The sequence below is a fragment of the Dapis purpurea BLCC-M126 genome, from assembly GCF_050015975.1.
Taxonomy (GTDB): Bacteria; Cyanobacteriota; Cyanobacteriia; order Cyanobacteriales; family Microcoleaceae; genus Trichodesmium.
This window is the reverse complement of record NZ_JBNHER010000246.1, coordinates 1-22,647: the sequence shown is the minus strand read 5'-3', so window position 1 is coordinate 22,647 and position 22,647 is coordinate 1. Positions and strand designations below refer to the sequence as shown.

General features: G+C 35.7%; 19 protein-coding genes and 1 pseudogene. 8 read left to right on the top strand and 12 right to left on the bottom strand.

The annotated features are described in order from the left end of the window. The first annotated feature begins 225 nt into the window (after positions 1–225). Positions 226–1,152, top strand: a complete 927-nt coding sequence (locus ACP6PL_RS22105; RefSeq protein WP_426547435.1) for a spermidine synthase — start codon at positions 226–228, stop codon at positions 1,150–1,152. Positions 1,153–2,225: 1,073 nt separating this feature from the next. Here ACP6PL_RS22105 and ACP6PL_RS22100 read toward each other — a convergent pair. The 3 genes and pseudogenes from ACP6PL_RS22100 to ACP6PL_RS22090 form a co-directional block, all read right to left on the bottom strand. After that, entirely contained in the window at positions 2,226–2,645 is a 420-nt protein-coding gene (locus ACP6PL_RS22100; RefSeq protein WP_426547434.1) for a peptidylprolyl isomerase, read from the bottom strand. Positions 2,646–2,874: 229 nt separating this feature from the next. Continuing rightward, the gene (locus tag ACP6PL_RS22095) at positions 2,875–3,495 is read right to left on the bottom strand and encodes a thiaminase II/PqqC family protein (protein ID WP_426547433.1); all 621 of its coding nucleotides are present in this window, start codon (positions 3,493–3,495) and stop codon (positions 2,875–2,877) included. 51 nt (positions 3,496–3,546) lie between these two features. Continuing rightward, positions 3,547–3,823 (bottom strand): annotated as a pseudogene (locus tag ACP6PL_RS22090) (IS630 family transposase); the annotation flags it as partial. Positions 3,824–3,998: 175 nt separating this feature from the next. Between ACP6PL_RS22090 and ACP6PL_RS22085 the strand changes: the two are divergent. After that, positions 3,999–4,583: a GrpB family protein gene (locus ACP6PL_RS22085; RefSeq protein ID WP_426547432.1), complete on the top strand. Its 585-nt coding sequence runs from the start codon at positions 3,999–4,001 to the stop codon at positions 4,581–4,583. A 320-nt stretch (positions 4,584–4,903) separates the two neighbouring features. Here the strand turns inward: ACP6PL_RS22085 and ACP6PL_RS22080 are convergent, their stop codons facing one another. Together ACP6PL_RS22080 and pgsA are read right to left on the bottom strand one after the other, a co-directional pair. After that, positions 4,904–6,832, bottom strand: coding sequence for an ABC-F family ATP-binding cassette domain-containing protein (locus tag ACP6PL_RS22080; protein WP_426547431.1), 1,929 nt, complete (start codon positions 6,830–6,832; stop codon positions 4,904–4,906). Between the two features lie 244 nt (positions 6,833–7,076). Then, complete coding sequence (gene pgsA, locus ACP6PL_RS22075; RefSeq protein ID WP_426547430.1) at positions 7,077–7,586, bottom strand: CDP-diacylglycerol--glycerol-3-phosphate 3-phosphatidyltransferase; 510 nt, start codon at positions 7,584–7,586, stop codon at positions 7,077–7,079. A 583-nt stretch (positions 7,587–8,169) separates the two neighbouring features. Here pgsA and ACP6PL_RS22070 point away from each other — a divergent pair. From ACP6PL_RS22070 to ACP6PL_RS22055, 4 genes are all read left to right on the top strand, one after another. Beyond that, complete coding sequence (locus ACP6PL_RS22070; protein WP_426547429.1) at positions 8,170–8,406, top strand: hypothetical protein; 237 nt, start codon at positions 8,170–8,172, stop codon at positions 8,404–8,406. A gap of 103 nt (positions 8,407–8,509) precedes the next feature. Further along, positions 8,510–8,980 carry a hypothetical protein gene (locus ACP6PL_RS22065; protein ID WP_426547428.1) on the top strand — a complete coding sequence of 157 codons (471 nt, stop codon included), beginning with the start codon at positions 8,510–8,512 and terminating at the stop codon, positions 8,978–8,980. 105 nt (positions 8,981–9,085) lie between these two features. After that, positions 9,086–11,410, top strand: a complete 2,325-nt coding sequence (locus ACP6PL_RS22060) for a DUF2225 domain-containing protein (protein WP_426547427.1) — start codon at positions 9,086–9,088, stop codon at positions 11,408–11,410. A 432-nt stretch (positions 11,411–11,842) separates the two neighbouring features. Beyond that, on the top strand, positions 11,843–12,091 hold the full coding sequence (locus ACP6PL_RS22055) for a hypothetical protein (protein ID WP_426547426.1): 249 nt from the start codon (positions 11,843–11,845) through the stop codon (positions 12,089–12,091). A 75-nt stretch (positions 12,092–12,166) separates the two neighbouring features. On the opposite strand, the gene ACP6PL_RS22050 is transcribed toward ACP6PL_RS22055, so the two are convergent. From ACP6PL_RS22050 to ACP6PL_RS22030, 5 genes are all read right to left on the bottom strand, one after another. Next, positions 12,167–14,770: a M1 family aminopeptidase gene (locus ACP6PL_RS22050; protein WP_426547425.1), complete on the bottom strand. Its 2,604-nt coding sequence runs from the start codon at positions 14,768–14,770 to the stop codon at positions 12,167–12,169. Between the two features lie 455 nt (positions 14,771–15,225). Next, entirely contained in the window at positions 15,226–15,756 is a 531-nt protein-coding gene (locus tag ACP6PL_RS22045; RefSeq protein ID WP_426547424.1) for a hypothetical protein, read from the bottom strand. Positions 15,757–16,400: 644 nt separating this feature from the next. Beyond that, positions 16,401–17,174, bottom strand: a complete 774-nt coding sequence (gene hisA / locus ACP6PL_RS22040; protein WP_426547423.1) for a 1-(5-phosphoribosyl)-5-[(5-phosphoribosylamino)methylideneamino]imidazole-4-carboxamide isomerase — start codon at positions 17,172–17,174, stop codon at positions 16,401–16,403. A gap of 36 nt (positions 17,175–17,210) precedes the next feature. Further along, a complete protein-coding gene (locus tag ACP6PL_RS22035) occupies positions 17,211–17,897 on the bottom strand; it encodes a DUF2459 domain-containing protein (RefSeq protein ID WP_426547422.1) in 687 nt (228 codons plus the stop codon). A gap of 180 nt (positions 17,898–18,077) precedes the next feature. Continuing rightward, positions 18,078–18,731 carry a TetR/AcrR family transcriptional regulator gene (locus tag ACP6PL_RS22030; RefSeq protein ID WP_426547421.1) on the bottom strand — a complete coding sequence of 218 codons (654 nt, stop codon included), beginning with the start codon at positions 18,729–18,731 and terminating at the stop codon, positions 18,078–18,080. A 204-nt stretch (positions 18,732–18,935) separates the two neighbouring features. On the opposite strand from ACP6PL_RS22030, the gene ACP6PL_RS22025 reads away from it, so the two are divergent. Next, a complete protein-coding gene (locus ACP6PL_RS22025) occupies positions 18,936–19,490 on the top strand; it encodes a carboxymuconolactone decarboxylase family protein (protein ID WP_426547420.1) in 555 nt (184 codons plus the stop codon). 220 nt (positions 19,491–19,710) lie between these two features. Beyond that, on the top strand, positions 19,711–20,664 hold the full coding sequence (locus ACP6PL_RS22020) for a Rieske 2Fe-2S domain-containing protein (protein ID WP_426547419.1): 954 nt from the start codon (positions 19,711–19,713) through the stop codon (positions 20,662–20,664). A gap of 409 nt (positions 20,665–21,073) precedes the next feature. Here the strand turns inward: ACP6PL_RS22020 and ACP6PL_RS22015 are convergent, their stop codons facing one another. Then, positions 21,074–22,093 carry a TPM domain-containing protein gene (locus tag ACP6PL_RS22015; protein WP_426547418.1) on the bottom strand — a complete coding sequence of 340 codons (1,020 nt, stop codon included), beginning with the start codon at positions 22,091–22,093 and terminating at the stop codon, positions 21,074–21,076. 126 nt (positions 22,094–22,219) lie between these two features. After that, on the bottom strand, positions 22,220–22,531 hold the full coding sequence (locus tag ACP6PL_RS22010) for a muconolactone Delta-isomerase (protein ID WP_426547417.1): 312 nt from the start codon (positions 22,529–22,531) through the stop codon (positions 22,220–22,222). Between the last annotated feature and the right edge of the window lie 116 nt (positions 22,532–22,647).

Below are 22,647 nucleotides of genomic sequence, written 5' to 3'. Positions count from 1 at the left end.
GTAATATCAAATCCGCTTGGCAACGGAAGTGTTATAATAAACCGGGTTTGTAGGAGGTAAATGTTATATAAAACAAACCCGGTTTCTGGCGGTATTAGATACTACCGGATTTGATATAACTACCACAAGTAGAATAACTTTTTTGATAATTATTAGCCAGGAATGTATTAATTATTCTAATGTTTACGTACTCCCCTACTCCCTACTCCCTATTCCCTAATAAAAATGAATAATCAAAAAGATTGGCAAGCTAAAAATTTAGAAGCAATTCGACAAAGAATTTCTTGGTTGCAGGAACAACCAGATGGAGTAATTTTTTCTCAACCTTCTGGCATACATTTTTTAACTATAAAAAAAGTTCAATTCATCATTCAGCTAGTCTTGGTAGAGAAAGTAACTTCAAAAATGAATTGGGTTCAATCTATACTGAATTTGAATCACCCTACATATTTAATTTTTCCTTACACTCAAGCAATGATGTTAGCTTTGCTCTGGAATAGTCAGCCAAAAAAAATTTATATTGCAGGTTTTGGGGGGGGTAGTATTCCTCAAGTTTTACATCACTATTTTCCAGAGGTAACAATAGAATGTACAGAAGTAGATTCCAATATATTGTCAATTTCTCAGAAATTTTTCGGACTAGAATTAAATGAAAGATTAAAGGTAAAAATTCAAGATGGTAGAGAATATTTAGAACAAAAAAATTACCAGGATAATTATGATATTATTATGATTGATGTAGCTTTTGGTAATGGCTATATGTCTTATAATTTAGCTACTCAAGAATTTTATAAGTTGTGCGATCGCCATTTATCACAGTCTGGAGTTATAGTTGTCAATACATTAAAAAGTAATGGTTTTGAGGCGGAATACGTGAAAACTATTCAATCTATTTTTCCATATATTTACATTTGCCATACTAGCGGTAAAAATACTATTATTATTGGCACTCGTGATAATCCAATTGACAAAGAGGAAATTAGAGAAAAAGCCAAGTATATTCAAGATAAACATCAGTTTTCGTTTCCCTTGGTAGACAGAGTCAATGATATAAAAATTATTGAAGAATTATCTGGTTTAAATTTAGAGAAAGTTTCAATTCTCCAGGATAATGCTTCACCTGGTAATTATTTTGATTCATGGTTATTTTAACCTAAGTATTCAACCATCAGGTACGGCGATTAGTTATTAACTTATTGTATTTAAAGTCAAAATTAGTATTGAGAAATTTTAATAGCATAGATAAGAGGTTGAATGTATCAGGAAATATAAAAAGGAAATAGGGAATAGGGAACACTATAACTAGGAACAAGAAATTGGAAATTGGGAGGAATAAATCAAGAAAACTATTTATCACAAATAAATCTAGGAATATATGTACCTAACACCTCTGGTATCTACCAGATTTCAATCCTTTGAAATATTACCCCTTTTCGATTTTAGTCACCATTTGCTCTCTTAATACTTAGAGCAGAAACAATCTCTAACAAGATCCTTAGGTTACCTTAGAAGTTAGTTGTTTGATCAAAAAGCTGTTGACACACCATTACCTAGGAAAAGCTGACTGCTAATAGCTAAATGTATATTAAGATACTTCCAAATAAAAAATTATCCCATTAGGTATGAAAGTAAGGGAGTAGGGAAGAAATTGAAAAAGTCATCGAGTGGGGAGTTATATCAAATCCGGTAGCATCGATGTAATTAGATTAAAGAGGGTGGGGAGTGTGGGGGGTGTGGGGAGATAGGGAAATAAGCGTGCATATTTAGCAATAGCTGAAGATGGAACATTTTTTTATACCGAATTAAGCGGATTTGATATAACAAGTTAACTATAGGAATACAAAAATTGGGATAATTTATTTTCTGGTATTCCCTAACCTTAATATAGTCTTTCTCATCAACCACCAATAGGGTGATCGCCATCTTGGCATTTTATCCAAAATTTAAAAACTATTGCGCAATAGTTGAATTAATCTTCAATACAAATTAAATTATCTCATTTCTCTATAACAATGCACTTAATAATTCTTAGCCAGAGTTGAATTTTACTGACAGCTATTATCTTTTTTCAGTGCAACTTCGTGGAGAAATGGTATTAGGAATATCTAACTGCTAATAACTGAATGCTTACTATGAGCAGGAGAGATTTTAAAATATTTTTTTACTCTCTCCTTACTCCCGGAATTATTCAAGAGAAATAGGAGGTTTTTACTACTCCCAAAAATCTACTTCTCAATCTTCACAGAAAGAATTTTGTCACCCTGACGAATAGCATTTACAACTTCCATATCTTCAGTTTTTCCAAAAGTTGTATGAACGCCATCTAAATGAGTTTGGGGAGCGTGACAAATAAAGAATTGACTACCACCTGTATCGCGACCAGCATGAGCCATTGATAAAGTTCCAGCTAAATGTTTATTACTATTAATTTCACATTTAATTTTATAACCAGGACCACCTGTACCTGTACCATTAGGGCAACCTCCTTGAATCATAAAATTAGGAATAACACGATGAAAATTTAAGCCATCATAAAATCCTTTTTCACTTAATTCGACAAAATTTTTCACAGTATTGGGAGCATCATTATCAAACAATTCTAGATTGATTGTTCCCTTTTCAGTTTCCATGATAGCTCGTGTCATTTTTTGAATTTCTCCTAAAGTTAATTTAAGCATTCAGCTATTAGCATTCAGCATTCAGCTTTTGAAGGTAATAACTTACTAAAGTTAGCAACAGATCGCCTTTTTATTCATTACTTTTAATTCTACTTGGAAACTAATTTATTATTCCAAGATAATGAGTTAATAACTCATAGCTGTTAACGAAGTTCCTCTGAAAGAGGCAAGCTAAAAGCTGACGACTGATAGCTAGTTAATTAGTGGCATTATACGCCATTTGCCAAAAATCTTTTTCTAGTCTAGCGACATTTAAAAAAGTAGCTTCAGCTTGATTGTGAACTGTTGTTGAGGCATTTTTTAATACCTCATTACCTTGTGCCTCTAGTAGTTTAACATAGTTTGTAAATTCTGGATTTCCCCAACGATTAGCAAATTCATGATAAGGTTGTGGCATTTCTCCTGGTAATTGCCACCCTTGATTATAAGCTAGTTCAATTCCCCATAATGCAGTTGCTTGTACTGGATATGGCATCTCAGTTATCTTATTCATAAAATTACAATATTCTGTACAAGTTAATTGTTTTTTAGTATTCAAATCTAATTGTCTTTCTCTTGCTTTATCTTTAAACCAATTTAGTTCATCCTGGAGAGCGTTTAGTCCACTAAGAATTACATCAAAATGAGTGGTAGGGGCAGAAGTTAAAATTCTGCCTACCATCCGAGTAAATTCCACAACAAATAGATAATCTTGTACTAGCCAAGTGTTAAATTGTTGAGGTTTAATAGTACCTAATTTACATTCGTCTAAAAATGGATGTACGGTAGCTGCTTGCCATTGTTGAGAGTATTTTTTTAATAGTTCTTGACAGTTCATAAGTTTCAGTAAAGAATAAGGTTTTCCATACTCTATCAAAATATAGCAATCCTAAATTGATTGTGGCAAAATTCCATACTGAAAAAGTTTGGATAAATCTAATACTTGACCAGGAACAAAAAACTTAAATAGCCACTTAACTACTTTAAGATAACTGCAAAGATGATATGATTTTCTAATGAATTTTTTGGTTTGCAATCAAATATCTTCAACAGGGTTTTGCTACAAATGCTCCGGAGCAAATTTTGTACAATTTATCAATAATTCCTATAATCAATAAATGTCGATTAATTGTCATTAAATATTCTCGATCGGCTTGAGAATTATGATCTAAAAATCCTAAATTGGTTGTGAAAATTTTTATAACAGTTAATATTAACGGAAAATCTTTAAAATTCTAACTGCTGACTCCTGTAGGGGCGATTCACGAATCGCCCCTACCAGCAAAAATATTACAACTGAAATAGGGTTGGTATAATGTAGCAAAAATTTATGGAGCTGGTATGAAAATCATGAGAAAAGTAGAAGTAGTTAATCATAACCCAAAATGGTGTGAAGAATTTCAGATAGAAGCACAAAAAATTAATCATATTCTAGGAGAAAATATAATTGCCATACATCATATTGGTAGTACAGCTATACCTCATATTTACGCTAAACCAATTATTGATATATTGGTTGAAGTAAAGGAGCTTGTAAAAGTTGATGAGCAAAATTCCTTAATGGAGTCACTAGGTTACAAAGTAATGGGTGAATTTGGTATTACCGAGCGTCGTTATTTTCGTAAAAATAATCAGGAAGGTATTAGAACTCATCATGTTCATATTTTTAAAGTTAATTCAAAGCAAATAGAACGACATTTAGCATTTCGGGATTATATGATTTCTCATCCTGAAGATGCACATAAATATAGTGAATTAAAGCGCAGTTTAGCACAAAAATACCCTACAGATATTGATAGTTATATGAATGGCAAAGATAGCTTTATTAAAGAAATAGATCGAAAAGCAGTACAATGGCGTCTAAGCATTCAGCAGTCACCCCGCGAGACCATTTATAATAGAGAAAACCACGAAAGCAAACCATAAATAATACCATGACTAAATAGATTTTAACTGTTGAATGATTGCCTCTGAATTATCTTCGCTTAATCCTTAAACTATTTCTTCCCAATTTACTTTTATCTAGCTCCTTTTTTAGATTTATTTGATATCATGTTCGGTATCATCGGTATTGTTAGGGAATAGGGAACAGTTAGAAAAACATTTCCTAGTCTCATAATTAGTAATTATCCTGACCAATTATTTGCTAGCTATAGCAATTAGGAAAGAAATAAAATTTCCCCTTATGCAATTCCGTTACGGTTTTAACCAGAGGTAATTATCCATTATCAATTATCCATTATTCATTAAGATTCTATCTCTGCTAATTCTAACCATCTTTCTGTAGCAATATCTATTTCTTGACCTAAACTTTCTACCTTTTCATGGAGCTTTTGAACTTCACTGACATCTTTTGGAGGTGCATTATAAAGTTCATTTTCTGCCTCAGCTTTTTCAGCTTCTAACTGAGCAATTTTTTTCTCTAAATTCTGATATTCTCGCTTCTCTTTTGAGGATAATTTTCTTTGCCCAGTCTTATCGCGAGAAACTCTTTCTGACTTTTGTTGTTTAGACTGAGTTACTTTTGGCTTTTCCTCAACTTCTACAGATTTTTTGGCTGCTGCTTCTACTTCTTTATAATCTAAATAAAGTGAATAATTTCCCGGATATTGTCGTAAATTTCCTACTCCTTCAAAAGCAAAAATTCTCTCTACAGTCCGGTCAAGAAAATAGCGATCGTGAGAAACTACAATTACACAACCATTAAACTCTTCAAGATACTCTTCCAATACTGCTAAAGTTTGTACATCTAGATCGTTAGTCGGTTCATCTAAAATCAAAACATTAGGGGCACTCATCAATACTTTTAACAAAAATAATCGTCTTTTTTCTCCACCAGAAAGTTTATAAACAGGAGCATATTGTTGAGTACCTGGAAACAGAAATCTTTCCAACATTTGAGAAGCACTAATTTGAGTACCATCTGAAGTTTGTACATATTCTGCCACATCTTTTATATACTCAATTACTCGTTGATTTTCTATGACAGCATCCAATAAATCTTCTGAATGTTGGTCGAAATAACCTATATGTATTGTTGAGCCAATTTCGACTTTCCCAGCATCAGGTTTAACACTGCCTGTAATAATATTCATTAAAGTTGATTTTCCCACACCATTACCACCAATAATTCCCACTCTATCTTCTGGAATAAATTCATAAGTAAAATCTTTAATCAAGGTTCTACTATCGTAGGATTTAGAAACATTTTCTAACTCAATAACTTTTTTGCCAATGCGACGACCTGGAGTAGAAATATCCACCTTTCCTAAAGCTTGTTTAAATTCTCTTCCTTGCATTTCATCTATGCGTTGAATTCTCGCTTTTTGTTTAGTGCTGCGAGCCTTCGGACCTCGTTTCAACCATTCTAATTCTCGGCGTAATACACCTTGATGTTTCTTTTGAGAACTAACAATTGATTCTTCAGCTAAAGCTTTTTTTTCTAAATAGTAGGAATAGTTACCGGAATAAGTGAAAATATCGCCTCTATCTATTTCCAGAATTTTGTTAGTAACCCGGTCAAGAAAATAACGGTCGTGAGTAATTAATAAAATTGCTCCAGAAAAAGTCTTTAAGTAACTTTGTAACCATTCTACAGACATAGCATCTAGATGGTTTGTTGGCTCATCCATTAACAAAACATCTGGTTCAGCAAGTAAGGCAGTCGCTAAAGCAATTCGTTTACGATAACCTCCAGATAAGTTACTAACTTTAGCCTCAAAATCTTGAATTCCTAATTTAGTCAGGATAATTTTTGCCTTAGTTTCTAATTCCCAAGCATTGGTAGAATCCATTTTTTGAGTTACTTCTGAAAAACGCGCCATTAAGCGGTCGTCTTCTGGATAATGAGCTAATTTTTCTGATAATTCTTCGTACTCTTTTACCAGTGCCATTTGTTCGCCACTATCGGCAAAAACCTGTTCTAATACAGTGTTATTTTCATCCAAATCTGGTTGTTGAGGCAAATAAATAATCCTCACATTTTGATTGACTAAAATTTGACCGCTGTCTGTAGGTTCTAAACCAGCAATCATTTTTAATAGAGTTGATTTTCCCGAACCATTTGTACCAATTAAACCAACTTTGTCACTAGGATCTAAACTGAAACTGGCATCTTTTAAAATTTCTTTGATACCAAAATCTTTTTTGACTGATTGAAGTGTGAATATACTCATTTTAATTAATTGATAATGGATAATTGATAATTGATAATGAACAATTAATAATAGATAATGAAAACCATCTGTAATTATTAATTATCTCTGGTTCACAGCATAAAGTAATTGAATATCAGGAAAATTTAATGAATAATTGATAATTACTTGATTGCTAACTTTTTTACTTAGTTGAATACTTTTTGCGTTCAAGAAGTTTGCTTGTTACTCAAAGTTTAAGATTTTCATTATTATCGATTATTAATTATACATTATCCATTGGTAATAAGTAAATTATCCCTGAAATTATTGTTAAAGCAACAGAAATCCAAAACATAATTATTGTGGAAATTTCCCAAATTTCAGGTAAAGGAGCAATTAATAAAGCAATGGCGATAATTTGACTTACAGTTTTTAATTTGCCCCAAATATTAGCTCCCGAAATTTTTGTTTGATTGACGCGCCAACCTGCTATGGTTAACTCCCTACCTAAAATTAAAAATACTCCCCAGGCGGGAACTTTGCCTAATTCAATTAATGCTAATAAAGGTGCTAAAACTAATAATTTATCTACTAAAGGATCTAAAAATTTTCCTAAGTCGGTGATTTGATTAAGTTTTCGTGCCAAATAACCGTCTAAAAAATCTGTAGCTGAAGCTATTAAAAATATAACTAAACATATCCAAAGATTTTGATTAGTTGGAGTCTTGAGAGTGTAAAGAATAATAGGTACTCCCAATAGACGAGAAAAAGTAATTGAGTTAGGTATGTTCATAATTTAAGAAGGAAGAAGAAAGAAGGAAGAAGAGAGAAAGGAAGAAGGAGTAAATATTATTATTACAACTTATCCAAAATAATACATTTCTGTCATTGCGAGCGACAGCGTTTCGGCTAAGATCCGACATGAATGCGCAGCAGTCCGTCAGGATAGCAATCTCTGTGCGCCCCTGAGATTGCTTCCTTCCACTCCGTTCCAGTCGCAATGACTTGGGTATACTAATTATCGCGATTTGATATTATATAGCAATACGTGCTTATGTTGTAATATTTTATCGCAGGGGTTTAGTCTCTAAACTCAAACAAAAATAGGATTTGGAAACCAAACCTCTACAGTTTTTTTCACAAGTCATTTAGGATTGCTATATGTTAGTGTATTTAGGCTATAGTCTAGATTTTAATTGAGTAATATTATGTCTGGATAATTAATGATAAAAAAGTCTTTGTTTGTAGTATAGCTCTTAGCCCGATTTATACTTAGGGCTGAAGCCCTACTACAAACTTTAATTATAACTATTCAACCGGATATGATATAACTGCTATAATTATTGAGATTTATTTTATTAGTTAAAATTATAATTATGTCTGTATCAAAAGAAGAAGCAAAGCAACTATTAGAACGTTTGATTTTTGATAAGGAACTTCCTCAAGACTGGGTGCAAGATGTGTGGGGAATGAGTCCAACTTTGGGAGAAACTGCTGCTAAGTTGCTAGATGTTTTTGACGTGTTAATTGCATCTTGTCCAGAGGCTGAATTAAATGATGTACTGCAAACTTTTGAAGCAGAATTATCCGAGGAAGATGAGGATATTTATTAGTGGTACTTAGAAATTTTATGGAAGACAGAGCTATTTCATTCTAAATTCTATGATGTGTATGTTAATCTAAAATTAAAAAGCCAAATAACAATAACTGATTAAAATGGAACCTATCGAACTAACTTTAGCAGCGATCGCCTATCCTTTTTTAGTTAAATATGTGGAAAAGGCAGGGGAAGGTTTAAGTGAAAAGACTTTTGAGCAAGCGGGTAAGTTATGGCAACGGGTAAAAGGAATGCCTGCCGATACTTTCGCTGCTTTGAAACCTGCACAAGAAAATCCTTTTCCTGAAGATTTTGAAGCAGCGATACGGGAAATGGAGGCAGTGGCCAGTCAAAACCCGGAACTTAAGCAAAATATTATTGATGTGGTTGCCGTTGCTAAGGAGGAACATCCTGAATATGTGAAAAATCTTGAGGCGAAGTTAGAAGAAATAAAGTCTCAAGGGATAACTGCTGAGAATATTAATGCTTTGTTTCAGGGAAGCACTATTACTGGAAGTGCTGTAAATAGGGATAGTAATAATAATGTAGTTATTCAAAATCCCACGTTTCAGGGTGATGTTACCTTTTGACAGCAGACGTCGGGAGGGGCACCGACAAAGAAAACTACCCAATCTCAACATCCTAACCAAAAATACAATATTCCTGGGGAGGAATGGTTAGAAAATAAGGTTTTTGTGGGTAGGGAAAATGAACTTGCCGAACTACACAAATTGCTAAAAAATGATCGACGGGTTGCTGTTGCTTCTGTTTCGGGAATGGGGGGTGTCGGTAAAACGGAACTTTCCCGTCGATACGCTCTTGCTAATAAGTCTGCTTACCCTGGTGGTATCTGTTGGTTGGAAGTACCTGCGGAGAATGTGGGTATTCAGATACTCAGGTTTGCTCAGAATAATCTCCGACTTATTCTACCGGAGGAGGAAGATTTACTGGGAAGGTTGCGCTACTGTTGGCAAAATTGGTCTCGGGGTGAGGCATTACTTATTTATAATGATGTGACTGACTACCAAACTCAGGTAAAGCCTTTTTTACCTCCAGACTCTCGGTTTCGGGTACTGCTGACGACTCGTAAAAGTTTTGGTAAGGCGTTTCGGGAGTTGCCTCTGGATGTGTTGAAACCTTTGGCAGCGATGGAGTTGTTAAAGTCTATATTGGGTAGAGATAGAGTTTTGCAGGAACCTTGGAAGGCAAGGGAGTTATTGAAATGGTTGGGTTATTTGCCTCTGGCGATCGAATTGGTGGGGCGGTATTTGGATGAGTATTGGGATTCTTTGAATATAGATAATTTTGCTTTGACAGAAATGCTCCAGTGTTTACAAGGAGAAAGTCTGAAACACGACGCGATGTCAGCTAATGAGTTGATTAATTATCCTCATGGTGTGCTACAGGCGATCGCTTTGAGTTGGAAGAGCTTCAAGAAGAATAAGAAGAAGACTCAAGAAATAGCTTTGAGGTTGGGGTTGTATGCTTTGGCACCTATTCGTTTTCGTTTGTCGTTGTATGGAATAGAAGATTATAAGGAAAAGCAGGTTTGGAAAATTGCTCTTGGGGATTTGCTAAATCTGCATTTACTGAAGGAAGTTGAGTCTGGGGTTTATAGTTTGCATCCTCTGGTGCGGGAATTTTTGCAGATAAAATTGAGAAAATATCCAGACGCGGATGAGTTGAAACGTAGTTTTGTTGTGGCGATGGTGGAGGCGGCGAGGAAAATTTCTGAGGATATTACACGGGAGCAAGTTCGGGAAGTTGAGGTTGATATTCCCCATATTATGGAAGTGGCAGAACATTTGACTGAGTATTTGAGTGATGATGATTTAATTGTTCCTTTTACTAAATTAGGTTCATTCTATGAAGGTCAAGGATTTTATCCGCAGGCACAACCTTGGTTAGAGAAGGGTAGAGAAATAGCAGAAAAGCAGCTAGATAAAGATAATGCTGATGTTGCAACTGTCTACAACAACCTAGCAGAATTATATCGTGTTCAAGGAAAATACAACGAAGCCGAAGCCTTATACAAACAAGCTATAGAAATTGACACAATTTCTCTGCCAGAAAATCACCCTGACCGCGCTAGGAACTTCAACAACCTAGCTTTACTATATTCTTCTCAAGGGCGATACCAGGAAGCAGAACCCTTGTACCAAAAAGCTATAGAAATTGATACAATTTCTTTGCCAGAAAATCATCCTGACCAGGCTAGAAACTTGAACAATTTGGGGAAATTATACGTTTATGAGGGGCGATACCAAGCAGCCGAACCTTTGTATCAGCAAGCCATAAAAATTATCAAAATAGCCATGCCAGAAAATCATCCCTATCTTGCCTTTAGTCTCAACAACCTCGCAGAATTATATAAATCTCAAGGAAAATACAACGAAGCGGAACCCTTGTACAAACAAGCTATAGAAATTGACACAATTTCTCTGCCACCCAATCATTCTTCTATTGCAAAACACCTCAGCAACCTAGCAGAGTTGTATAGGTCTCAAGGGCGATATCAGGAAGCGGAACCCTTGTATCAAGAAGCTATAGAAATCTATAAAACTGCTCTGTCAGAAAATCATCCTTATCTTGCTTACAATTTTAATGGCCTAGCTTTACTATATTCTTCTCAAGGACAATACCCAGAAGCCGAATGTCTATTCAAAAAAGCCATAGAAATTCTCAAAATAGCTTTGCCACAAAATCATCCCTATCTTGCCACCCACTTCAACAACCTAGCTGTATTATATGAATCTCAAGGGAGATACTCGGAAGCTGAACCTTTGTATCAACAAGCTATAGAAATTAACACAATTTCTCTGCCAGAAAAGCATCCTTCCCTTGCCTGCAACCTCAACAACTTAGCAAGATTAAATGAAGCTCAAAGGCGTTATAGTGAGGCAGAAACTTTGTATCTAAAATCACTAGATATTTGTGAACAAAAATTAGGAGAGGAACATCCTAATACTATTAAGGTGCGAGAAAATCTCCAACGTTGTCGGCAACAACAACAGAGCTAGACAGGAGCTAGACAGAGATTTTGCCACAGATGCACGGATGATGCCAAATGATTAATCCGTTTATCCGTGCCCGAATCTGTGTCTAGCTGCTGATAACTGAAAAAGAGCGTTGACGGAGCCTAGCGGCAGCTATATCGCTCATTTTCCCGAGATTGATGTTTTATTCATCTATTGTCCAATAGTTAGGGGTTGCTAATTTAATCTCAAACCATTTACAAGTAAAGGTTTTAGGGTTTTTAGAACGAAAAAAATGCCAGCTTTTCCGCAGATTGATGTTTTATTCATCTATTGTCCAATAGTTAGGGTGTGCTAATTCATCCTAAAAGTATTGATGTATAATATAAAATCCGGTTGAACAGTTGTCATTGCGACGATAGGAAGCAATCTCAGATATCTCACGAGATTGCTTCCTTCCACTCCGTTCCAGTCGCAATGACTTTACAGTTAGAGCGATCGCTACATTTAGTTAATAGTCATAATCACTATCTTCAGGATTATCCCAAATTTTCTCAAAAGCTGCTTCAGACAATTGTAATATCTACAGGACTTACGCAGAACCAGCATCTCTTGGTGCGCGTTCCCTCTCTTGGTCGATTGGATATGGCGAGGCAACCTCGCCATCCCTCGACCGCTTGCGACTGGCGTCGTCGCGGGGTCGCACCTACAGGGTTTTGGTTATGACGACGTGGTTCATCAATCTGAAAAGCGCTGTAACTTCCTATTCCCCACACTATCTTGGCGGGCAAGATGCTCGCACTAGGTTCCTTTCGCCTTCGCTTCTAAATTCTCCAAACGACTCCTCAATTCCTGATTTTCTTTTTTCATCTTATCCAGTTCATCACGCAACTGTTTCAGCGCTTTGTCAGAACCAATATTTTTCTGCACCTTCTGTACTGCTTCCTCTGCTCGACGACGCACTCTGCCATCAGGAGTCTGGTCAGCTAAACTCTGCAATATTCCAATTGCTCCAGCAGTTTCCATTTGTGACAAGGCAGCAACTACAGAAACCTGAGTCAAGAAAAATGTTTCCCGCGATAATTCTGTCAGTCGTTGCAAAATTCGTTCTAAGTTAACAGGAGACTGAGCAGTAGAAATAGTTCCCAACACACGAATGGCATTCAAACGTAACGCTTGCGGTACACCAGGAGCAGTATATTTCAAAATCTGATTTAGAGCAGTTTCAGAAGTCTTCATCTTACCCAAACCTGATATAGCACCCGAACGTACTACCTCATTCCAACCTTTTTTCTCTTTCAATACCCACTTCAATAACTTAATTGCTTTTTCCCCAATGGGTTTCTCATCAGAATTAGCATTGGCAGCAGCAATATCTCCAATACCAGACACAGCAGCAGCTTCCACATAATAACTGGCATCCCCATTTTTCACTAAAGACTTGAGCAACTTATAACTTTCAGGGGTTTTTATCTGTATTAGTGCTTCCACCACAGCACGACGGACACGAGCATCTTCATCTTGTAAACCTACAGCTAAACCATCAAAAACTTGGTCTAGTTTAATTTTTCCTAGTTGTTTGGCAACTTCAACCCGTACACCCCAGAAAGGTTCATCTATCAGTGCCTGGGAAAGCACTTTCACAACTTCTAAACCGCCCTTTTTCACCAATGCTTCAGCAGCATAAATACGAGATGTGGGGTCTGGATCGAATTCTAATTGCGCTTTCAGTTCCGCCAATGGATATTCTAATTTTACTGTTTTCAGATAATTATTACCCACATCAAAGCTGATAAATTTTGGTTTTTCTGAGAGAGGGAAATAAAAGGTTTGTTCCTGTTCGTGTACGCGCACAGTAAAGTTAATTAGTTCTGGTTTTTCTTCTTTGAGATAACCAAAAGCTATAGGAATTTTCAGGTCAAACAATTCTTTACTTACATCAGCATTTTTGTCTTTTTTAGCTAGGATTTGTGTAACAGTAATTTTGGCTAATTTACTGTTACCATCCCAAGAATAATTAACTTTATAATCTGGATGACCGCCCCGAAAAACATATTGATCGAATAAGAATAATAAATTGTGTCCGGTTGCCTGTTCAATTGCTCTTAATAAATCGATAGTCTCAACAGTTTTATGAGCATTACTTTGAACAAAATTATGAATTGCTTTAGTAAATAAATCAGCTCCTAATTCTGTTTTAATCATGTGATAAACACAAGCACCTTTTTCATAAAGATGGCGGTCATAAAGCTCAATTGCTTCTCGATAAATATTAGTTACTATAGGGCGACGATAACGACCTCTATCCTCAGCAATATAACTTCGAGCTTCCTTCAAAAGGTAATAAGCAGCATCATCTTGACCATACTGGTTTTCCGTCCATAATACTTCGGAGTAAGAAGCCATTCCTTCCTTTATCCAAGCATGAGACCAATGTTTAATTACTATCAAATCTCCGAACCATTGATGGGCGAGTTCGTGAGCAACTAAACTTTCAGAATTACGGTTATCTAAAGCTGCTTTTTCATCTAATAAACATCTGTCTGTAAGTAAAGTTGTGGAGGTATTTTCCATACCACCAAAAATAAAATCACTGACACAAACTTGAGCATATTTAGGATAAGGATATTTATAGCCAAATTCCTGACTAAAAAATTCTATCATTTGAGGAGTTTTGCCCATAGTTCGCCGAGCATCATCTTGGCGTTTTTTCTCTACATAATAAGTTACAGGAATAGCATTCCATTCATCTTTAATTTCGACAAATTTACCTACTGCTAAAGTCATTAAATATGTAGGATGAACTTGTTTTTGCATCCAATGATAAATTTTACCATCTGCACTTTCTTCAGTATGGATAAGTTCACCATTAGAAATAGCAATAAATTTATGGGGTACTTTGACACGAATTTCTGAAGTTGATAGTTGACCAGGATAGTCAAAACAGGGAAACCAGAAACGAGAGTCTTCGTCTTCCCCTTGAGTCCAAACTTGGGTTGATTTGTCTGGATAATGTTCGTCGGGAGCAATAAAATAGATACCTCGTTGCGGGTTATTAGCAGTATAGGCGATCGCTACTTTAATTTGTTGACCTGTTGTAGTGACTGGTTGTAGGTAAATTTCTAATTCATTGCCATCATAGTCAAAGGTTTGTTCTGTGTCGTTGATTTTAACAGAATTAATTTCTAGGTCAACTGCATCAAGAGTTAATTTATCAATGTTACTTCTGACAGGGTTTAAACTAATAGTACAAGTGCCGTGAAAACTTTTGTTAGGAATGTCAAGTTCTAGGTCAAGAAAAATATGTTCTACTTGACCTGGACGGTCTGGGTTATAATGTGGCCTCGCGCCTGGTAACTCAAAGGATTTGGAATTGTTTTCAGAATCAAAGTAAATATTGGACATTCGGCGTAATTATTAATATTTTTTGGACAAAGCAAGCGTTCTTCTGATGCTAGTCCTGACAGCGATATTTAGATTATTGTAGAACATTAGTATACAATAATCCCAGAAGCTCAATCCTGGATTGAGACTTAATGTAAAACAGATTTTATCTAGGGTGAGGTACAGCCATAGCAGGCAAGATGCCCGTACTACATTTGAGCTGGATCAATTTTCCTACTTAACATTTATCAAAAATTAGATTCAGTCATATACATAATCACGAAAAACTCTGTATAAGCTGATACTATATACTAGCAAAAACTAATAAATGTTTGAGCTACTTTTTGTTAACCATTGATGTCGTTAAAATAGACTAAGTTTTTCTAGAAAATAAGGTCTATTGCTAGATAAATCCTAGAAAATCAAAAAGAGGACTTGTTAGGTTCGACAACAACAAAGGACGACTATTGCAAAAATCAACTAAACCAAACTAACCCACTCAAAGTCAGAATTATCAATACTAAAGCTACCCAAAAAAATTGATTATCTTTTGTGTTCACCTTGCTAGGATCGACAACTTCTAACTGAGAAATTTTTGGCTTCGGTGGAGGTGACTTAACTTGGGAAACTAGACCGCTACCTCTACAATCTTTAGCATCACTCTCAGATATTGCGCCTAAGTCAGGAATTTTTGTCACCCATTCTGGTCTGCTTCTCAGTACAGGTGCTTCCAGAATAACTAATATACGTTTTGCTTGTTGACGGGTTTGTAAATAAGAATGACGAGTGAGTTTTTTACAAAGGGCGGTAGCTTCTTGAACTTTGCCTGCAGCTTGATATGCTGTCACTAGCCAGATTTGTGTCTCTCCCCCTAACCGAGAATTAGGATTAATATTTTCTAGGGCAGTTTCTAAATGCTGTAGTGATTTGCTATATTGACCGCGTTCAAATGCGTGTTTACCAGCTTTATATTCAGTTTCAAATAACTCTAAGTTTTCTGAACTCACAATGTCTATTAATTTTTTTAGATATTTAAGTAATCTTAGTTATTATATCAAGTTTTGCTGAATGCTAATACTGAAAAAATTGGCTTGCGTAGGTTAGACTGAGATATGTAGGTTGCTTTCTACTAAAATACCCTATATAGAACCCATTTGTCGTCTATGGAGAAATAGACGGTGCGATGGGGAGATAGGGTGATGCAGTGATGGGGTGTATGAGAATATTTTTCCATCTTTTTGTGTATTTCCTATATCTACAGACGACTCCATGCCTCAAAAATTTACTTCCAGCTAAAGATACTGTTAGGAGTTCTATATATCAATTCTTTCCCCCTACTCCCTATTCCCTATTTCCTACTTTCTCTTTTCTAGAGATACCAAATGGGTTCTATCGATAATAGTAAAATTCCCAGCAATAAAGAGTTGGAGAGAATTGAATAACTCCTCACCAAACCTTTAAACTTCAATATAGGTGTTTGTTGAGTTAAGTGCCAGCCCTACTCAACCTAAAACATTATAAATCAATGATTCTGGGTTGCACAATTGAGTAGTAAAATAGTAGGGGCAAACACAGAGAGAGTTGCCTTTACAGACAGTGTTGCCAGCTACCAATGATGCTGCAATGTGCAACGCCAATTATCTAATTAGGATTAGGCAAATGCAGAATAGCCCAAGTTTGGAGGGACATCTTGCCAACGCCCTTGACCTACAGCTTGATTTGCTTCTGTTAGACTAATATCTCCAGTGTATAAGGCTCGACCAACAATTGCGCCTTCAACACCCATGGCTTCTAATGCCAGTAAGCTTAACAGATCCGTAATTGAACTAACACCACCAGAAGCAATTACGGGAATGTTCACTGAAGTAGCTAACTCCGTTAATGCTTCTATATTAGGTCCTTTGAGAGTACCATCTCGGTGAATATCAGTGTAGATAATCGCTGCAACTTTAAATTTGGCCATTTGACGCGCGAGGTCAGTTGCTAATACTTCTGAAGTTTCTAACCAACCTTTAGTTGCGACTTTACCATCCCTGGCATCAATACCAACAATAATTTGACCAGAAAACTCTTGACAGAGGTTAGACACTAACTGAGGTCGCTCTAAGGCAACAGTACCTAAAATAGCCTGGTGCACCCCAAGAGCAAGCACACTCGCAACTGCGGAATAGTTGCGTAACCCACCGCCTACTTGTATTGGTACATCTACTGCTTTAACGATCGCTTCAATGGTCTTTTGATTAACAGGTTGACCTGCTTTTGCACCGTCTAGGTCTACTAAATGTAGCTTATTTGCTCCTTCGTCTACCCACCTTTTTGCTACATCAACTGGGTTATCGTTAAAAACTTGCGTTTGCTCATAATCTCCTTGATACAACCTTACACAACGTCCACCTAGTATGTCGATCGCGGGAATTATATTCATAGACTCTATATTTTGTATACAAAACTACTAACTTTGTTAACAGCTGCACCCACTGTTAACATGATACATAATCGAACTAGAAAGTCCTGACCATAGAGGAGTTTTTACTCCTGCTAACCTCAGAGCTTCTGCAGTCCAATCATTACAAGCTCTTAAAATTGAATAAGTATCTTTTGCTGCATAAAAACCGACTCTATAATTAGGGTCTATGGTCAGACTTCTTCTATTACCTTGGGCATCAAACTGGAAAGAATCATTGATAAATTCCATTAGCCTATAGTAATTAGATTGAGTAATTATAGCACACTTAATTTCATATTGTTGAGGAATATTTTTATAAGCTAATACCCTCATTGCAGAAGGTGTTGGGAGGAATAGGGCCTGAAAACTTGTTACAATTGGTAATAATGTCCCAGTATAAGTTTCTAGAAAATAAGCTCTATCACCAAAGCCAAAAGCTAGATAATTTATTGAAGCTGATGGATTAGCTATTAATTTTAAGTTTAAATTTTCTTGCCAATCCCAAATTTTAGTCTTGACTGGAACTAGAATATCTGTATGGATACCTGTATTGTAAATGTATATTGGGATACCCTTATTTAATAAGTTCAAATCACAAGAATTATTACTCCAATTTCTAGGAGTAAAGTAACCAATATTCAAGGAAATTACTACAAACAAAACAAAGATTAATACAATTTTAGCTACTTTCTTTTTTAGCATAAAAAATATGATTTATTGATGGGGATCATTAACATAAAAGACCTTGATGATTGGTTTATGTTTTGAATGTCAACCACATTATCAAAAAAGTATAAATATAAAAATTAATGGGTTGAATTGTTCTGTTGAATTATGAAACAGTAATTTAATTTTGACTCCATTTTAAAGTCTACAGGATTTTTATGAATGCAGCAGCACTCCTCCTAGAACTAGATTGATTGCTTCTTGAGTTTGTTTTTCAATCGTTTCTTCACTCAAAAGTTGCCGTTCTGGTTTAAGATAATTCAGATTTTCCTGGGCATCAAAATAGAATACACAAATTCCCAGAATGTTAATAGCTGTTAAAAATGGATCGAGCTGACGGAAACTTCCTTCTCCTATTCCCCGTTCGAGAATATTTACTAAACAGACAAAACTTTCTTGCCAACCACTTAGTTTACCATATTTACCCTGATTTTGAATCGCTTCGTGAAACCATAGCCTCCCTCGATGGGGATGAGATACTTCGTAAGCGATCGCTGAACGTACTAGCATTTTCAATGCTACTTCTGCTGGTAACTTTTCTAGTTGCGACAGATGTATCATTTCATTAAGTTCTCTTGCCAGTCTTTGAAAAACCTCCTGATATAAACCCTCTTTACTTTTGAAGTAGTAGTAAATCATGGCCTTCGTTACTCCTGTACGATCGGCGATCGCATCTATTCTCGCCCCAGCTAAACCAGACTTAGCAAATTCCTCTTCCGCCGCATCTAAAATTTCTGCTTTTGTTGCTTCTCGATCGCGTAATTTTCGTTTTTTGTTAGGCAATGATTTTTCTTTGGCTGGATGGTTCACAATTATACAGACTCCCAACAAATTTACTGGCTTGGCCTTTTTAGTTCAAGCTTTCTACTCTTAGCTATGGCCAACACTTGGCCTTGACCCGTAGCTAATTAATATTAACATTTGCTTCGTTAACTCTTGACAAAGCAAATTTAATGGCTTTATAGTAATTACTAACTAAATATTTAGTTAGTAAAAAATAGTTAGGAGTAACAAATGGCACATATAGATATACCATCTAACTTCCCTGGCATCATGGGTTTAATGAAATATCGACCAGATACAGGCAAACTGCTGCTAGAATTTAGCGAGACCTTATTGAGAGGAGAATCACCCCTATCATTAGAAGAGCGGGAACTAATAGCTGCTTATGTATCCCAGCGGAACGAATGCAACTTTTGCGCAGGTGTTCATGGAGCGATCGCCAAACAACTGCTCAAAAACAATAGTAATGTAGTTGATACGGTTTACCAAAATCTTGAGAGTGCAGATATCACAGATCAGCTCAAGGCACTACTAAAAATAGCAGCTAAAGTGCAACTTGATGGTAAACAAGTTTCTGAGGATGATATTCAACAAGCCAAAAATTTAGGTGCAACAGATAGAGAAATTCACGATACAGTCTTAATTGCAGCAGCCTTTTCTATGTTTAATCGTTATGTAGATGGTTTGGCAACTACCATACCAAATGAACCTGGTGCTTACGAACAAATGGCCTGTCAAATAGTAGAATCTGGTTATGCTGAAGCTAAGGAATTATTATTTGAATAGTAATATATAGCATTCAGCTATCAGCTATCAGCTATCAGCTCAAATCAAAACTAGCAGAGTCTTAGTTGTTAGAATAAGGGCAAAAATATTAATAGTTTTACAGACGATTTTACTGTAACTACATTTTTTTTAATTGGGTATTAGGGTTCAGAAAAAAGACAACCCTACATTTATCTTTGGCGAAAACATTTTTTTAGTAAATCTGATTTTAAAGAAAGAAATGGAAACAATTTTACCAGGCGCACCTTGGTTGATTGCTCATAAATCAATGTTGGGTTTTAATCAACCACAAAAAATTACTTTAAACGGGAAAGATTACGTTATTTGGCAAAACAAAAAAGGGGAAGTTTTTGCCCTCGATAATATCTGCCCCCATTTACAAGCTCCTCTATCTGAAGGATGGATTTGTGCAGAAAGAAACACAATAAATTGTCCCTTTCATGCCCTAGAATTTGATGTAGAAGGAAAATTATATAAAAATGGTAAATTAGATACTAAACCAGTTACTCAAACTTTAGAATTAATAGTTAAAGATGATTGTATTTGGACTTACGGTGGCTATGAACCAAGACTGCCAATTCCTGAATTAATTCACAGAGTAACTGAAGAATATGAATTTCTGGGAGTAACTGGAGAAAAGAGTATTCAGGCAGATTTTTTGAGAACTATGCTTGTGAACTACGATTATAATCATCAAAATGGTACTCATAAGGATTTATTTCAAATTACTTCATGTGATGTTAAGTCATACCAAACTGATGGATATTACGCCAAAGTAGAACAGCATATAATAAGAGCAAATAATACTCTAGGAGAAATTTTAAAAAATCCCGCGTTAGGAATAATGCCTCAAGTTATGAACAATACTTTAGAATATTGTTTTCCTTCAAATGTAGTGTTATTTGCTGATTCTCCAGTTGGCAGTATGGCTCAAACTCATGTTGTTTATCCAGAAACTGAAAATATAACAAAGACTTTTATTTTGTTATATGGAAACTTCAAAAATCCGCTATTAAAATTTTTGTTTCAAAAGTCATTTTTGCAGGCAGCCGCTACTGTGATTGAACAGGATACAACAGCAGTAGAAAGTCTTTATCCGCGACAAAAGCCTAAGATTAGATTGCCAAATGAAGAAATTATGTTTGATGCTGAAAAACTTTATTATGATTGGTAATGGATAAGGAAAAGGGAAGAGAAATTATTATTTTTTTTCCCTCTTCCCGATCTATTGAATTGAAGTATTAATGTACTTTAGCTATCTTTCTGTAATTTTCAGTCTCAAAATTTAATGACTATTATTTTGCCATACTAAAAGTATAGTTAGGGTTGGCTGAAGAAATCTCACTCGCATGGGCAAATAAAGGTTTGAGCATTTTCAAGTCCGGAAAAAGTAGGAGATTTTAAGCCAGAGTAAACTCAAAAAGTTAGTATTTGGGTAAGAGTTAGGGAGGTTGGAGCAAAGGATAATTTTTCTGAGTACCTCCTGTATAACTCCCTGTCTGTGTTGAGTTTTCACTACTCCCTAGTCCCTACTCCCTACTCCCTCCTTTCACCATCAGACTTTTGAGCGCAACTCCTAGTTATTAATAGTCACCACCGCCGCCACCACCATCACTGCTACCACCACCAAAACTTCCACTATCAGAGCTTCCAGAGCTACTGCTACTATAATCACTGTAAGAGCTACTACTACTGTTAGTCGATCTACTACTAGTAGTTCTACGATCGCTACTGCCACTACTTACACTCTTACCTTTATTGCTACTAGATCTACTGCTATTACTTTTGTAAGAACTCTTGCTAGTTTTAGTGGAACTATTGTCAGCATTTTTGGTAATAGAGATGGCAGGTTTTTCACTGCCAGTGCTGCTGCTAGTTTTACTGGAACTATTGTCAGCATTTTTGGTGATAGAGATAGAAGGTTTATCACTTCCAGAGCTACTACGACTACTATAGATGCTTTTCGTGCTCATCTTAGTTTTGGTCAAAATTTTGAAGATACCCACAAAGATACCCATAACTATGAGAATATAAGTAACGATAACTGCGTCAGAAACTGTACCTGACTTATATTTCTCTGTTTTCAGAGATGTTACTAATTCTTTTGTACCTGCAACTACACCACTTTCAAAGTTTCCTGACTTAAATTCAGGGATAATTTTACTGTCGATAATATTACTAATCTTGGCATTTGGTAAAGTTTGCTGTATTCCCTTACCAGTTTCAATTTCCACACGGCGATCGCCTACAGAAATTAAAAACAGCACACCATTATTTTGACCTTTTTTACCAATTCCCCAATAATTAAACAACTTAGTCGCAAATTCTTTGGGAGTTGCTGCAGGTTGAGTTTCTGGCACAGTGACAACAGCAATTTCCGAGCCATTTTTGGCTTCTAAGTCGGAAATCATTTGGTTAAGTTGATTTTCTGTACTTTGACTGAGAATTTCAGCCATATCCGTCACCCAACCATGATAATGTTGTCTTGGGTTTGATACTTCTTGTACGGTTAGAGCAAAACTGGGCAAAGGATGTATTAGCCAAGTTTGGACTACAAAAATTATTGGCAAGGCACATCTCAAGATAATTAAAGGAAAATTCATAATTTCTACCTCTTGGAGAAACAAGAAAATGTTCGCTATTAATTACTCAGGTGCAGTTGATTAATTTATGATTTCTGGAGTGGCCAGTTTGCTTATAATCTTGAGATTTCTAGCTCTAGATGGCTCTTAGTTTTTTCTCGCCTTCAAATCTGTAGCAAAATCTTCATAAGGCCGTAATGATGTAACCTCAATATTCACATATTGTCCCAATTTTTTCACAATTGGTAAGTCCATAATTATTTGGTCAAGTTTATCGGGAGATTCCACATCAACAATAGCTATTACTCTACGAGTTCCCACACACTTCCAGACGCTTAGTAAAATTCCTGCTTCCTTAGCACCCATTGCAGCATCTGCTTCTTCGCTCCAAATAGTAAATAATTCTTCTTGGCTCATAGTAGGAGGATATTGTACTCGAAAGTCTAAGTGATATAGCATAGATACCTTGCTTTAAACAATAGATAAAATTCAGTTCCTCATCCTATCATAAAAAAAGAACTTCATTAATTGATAATTGATAATGGATAATTGATAATTACCTCTGGTTAAAACCC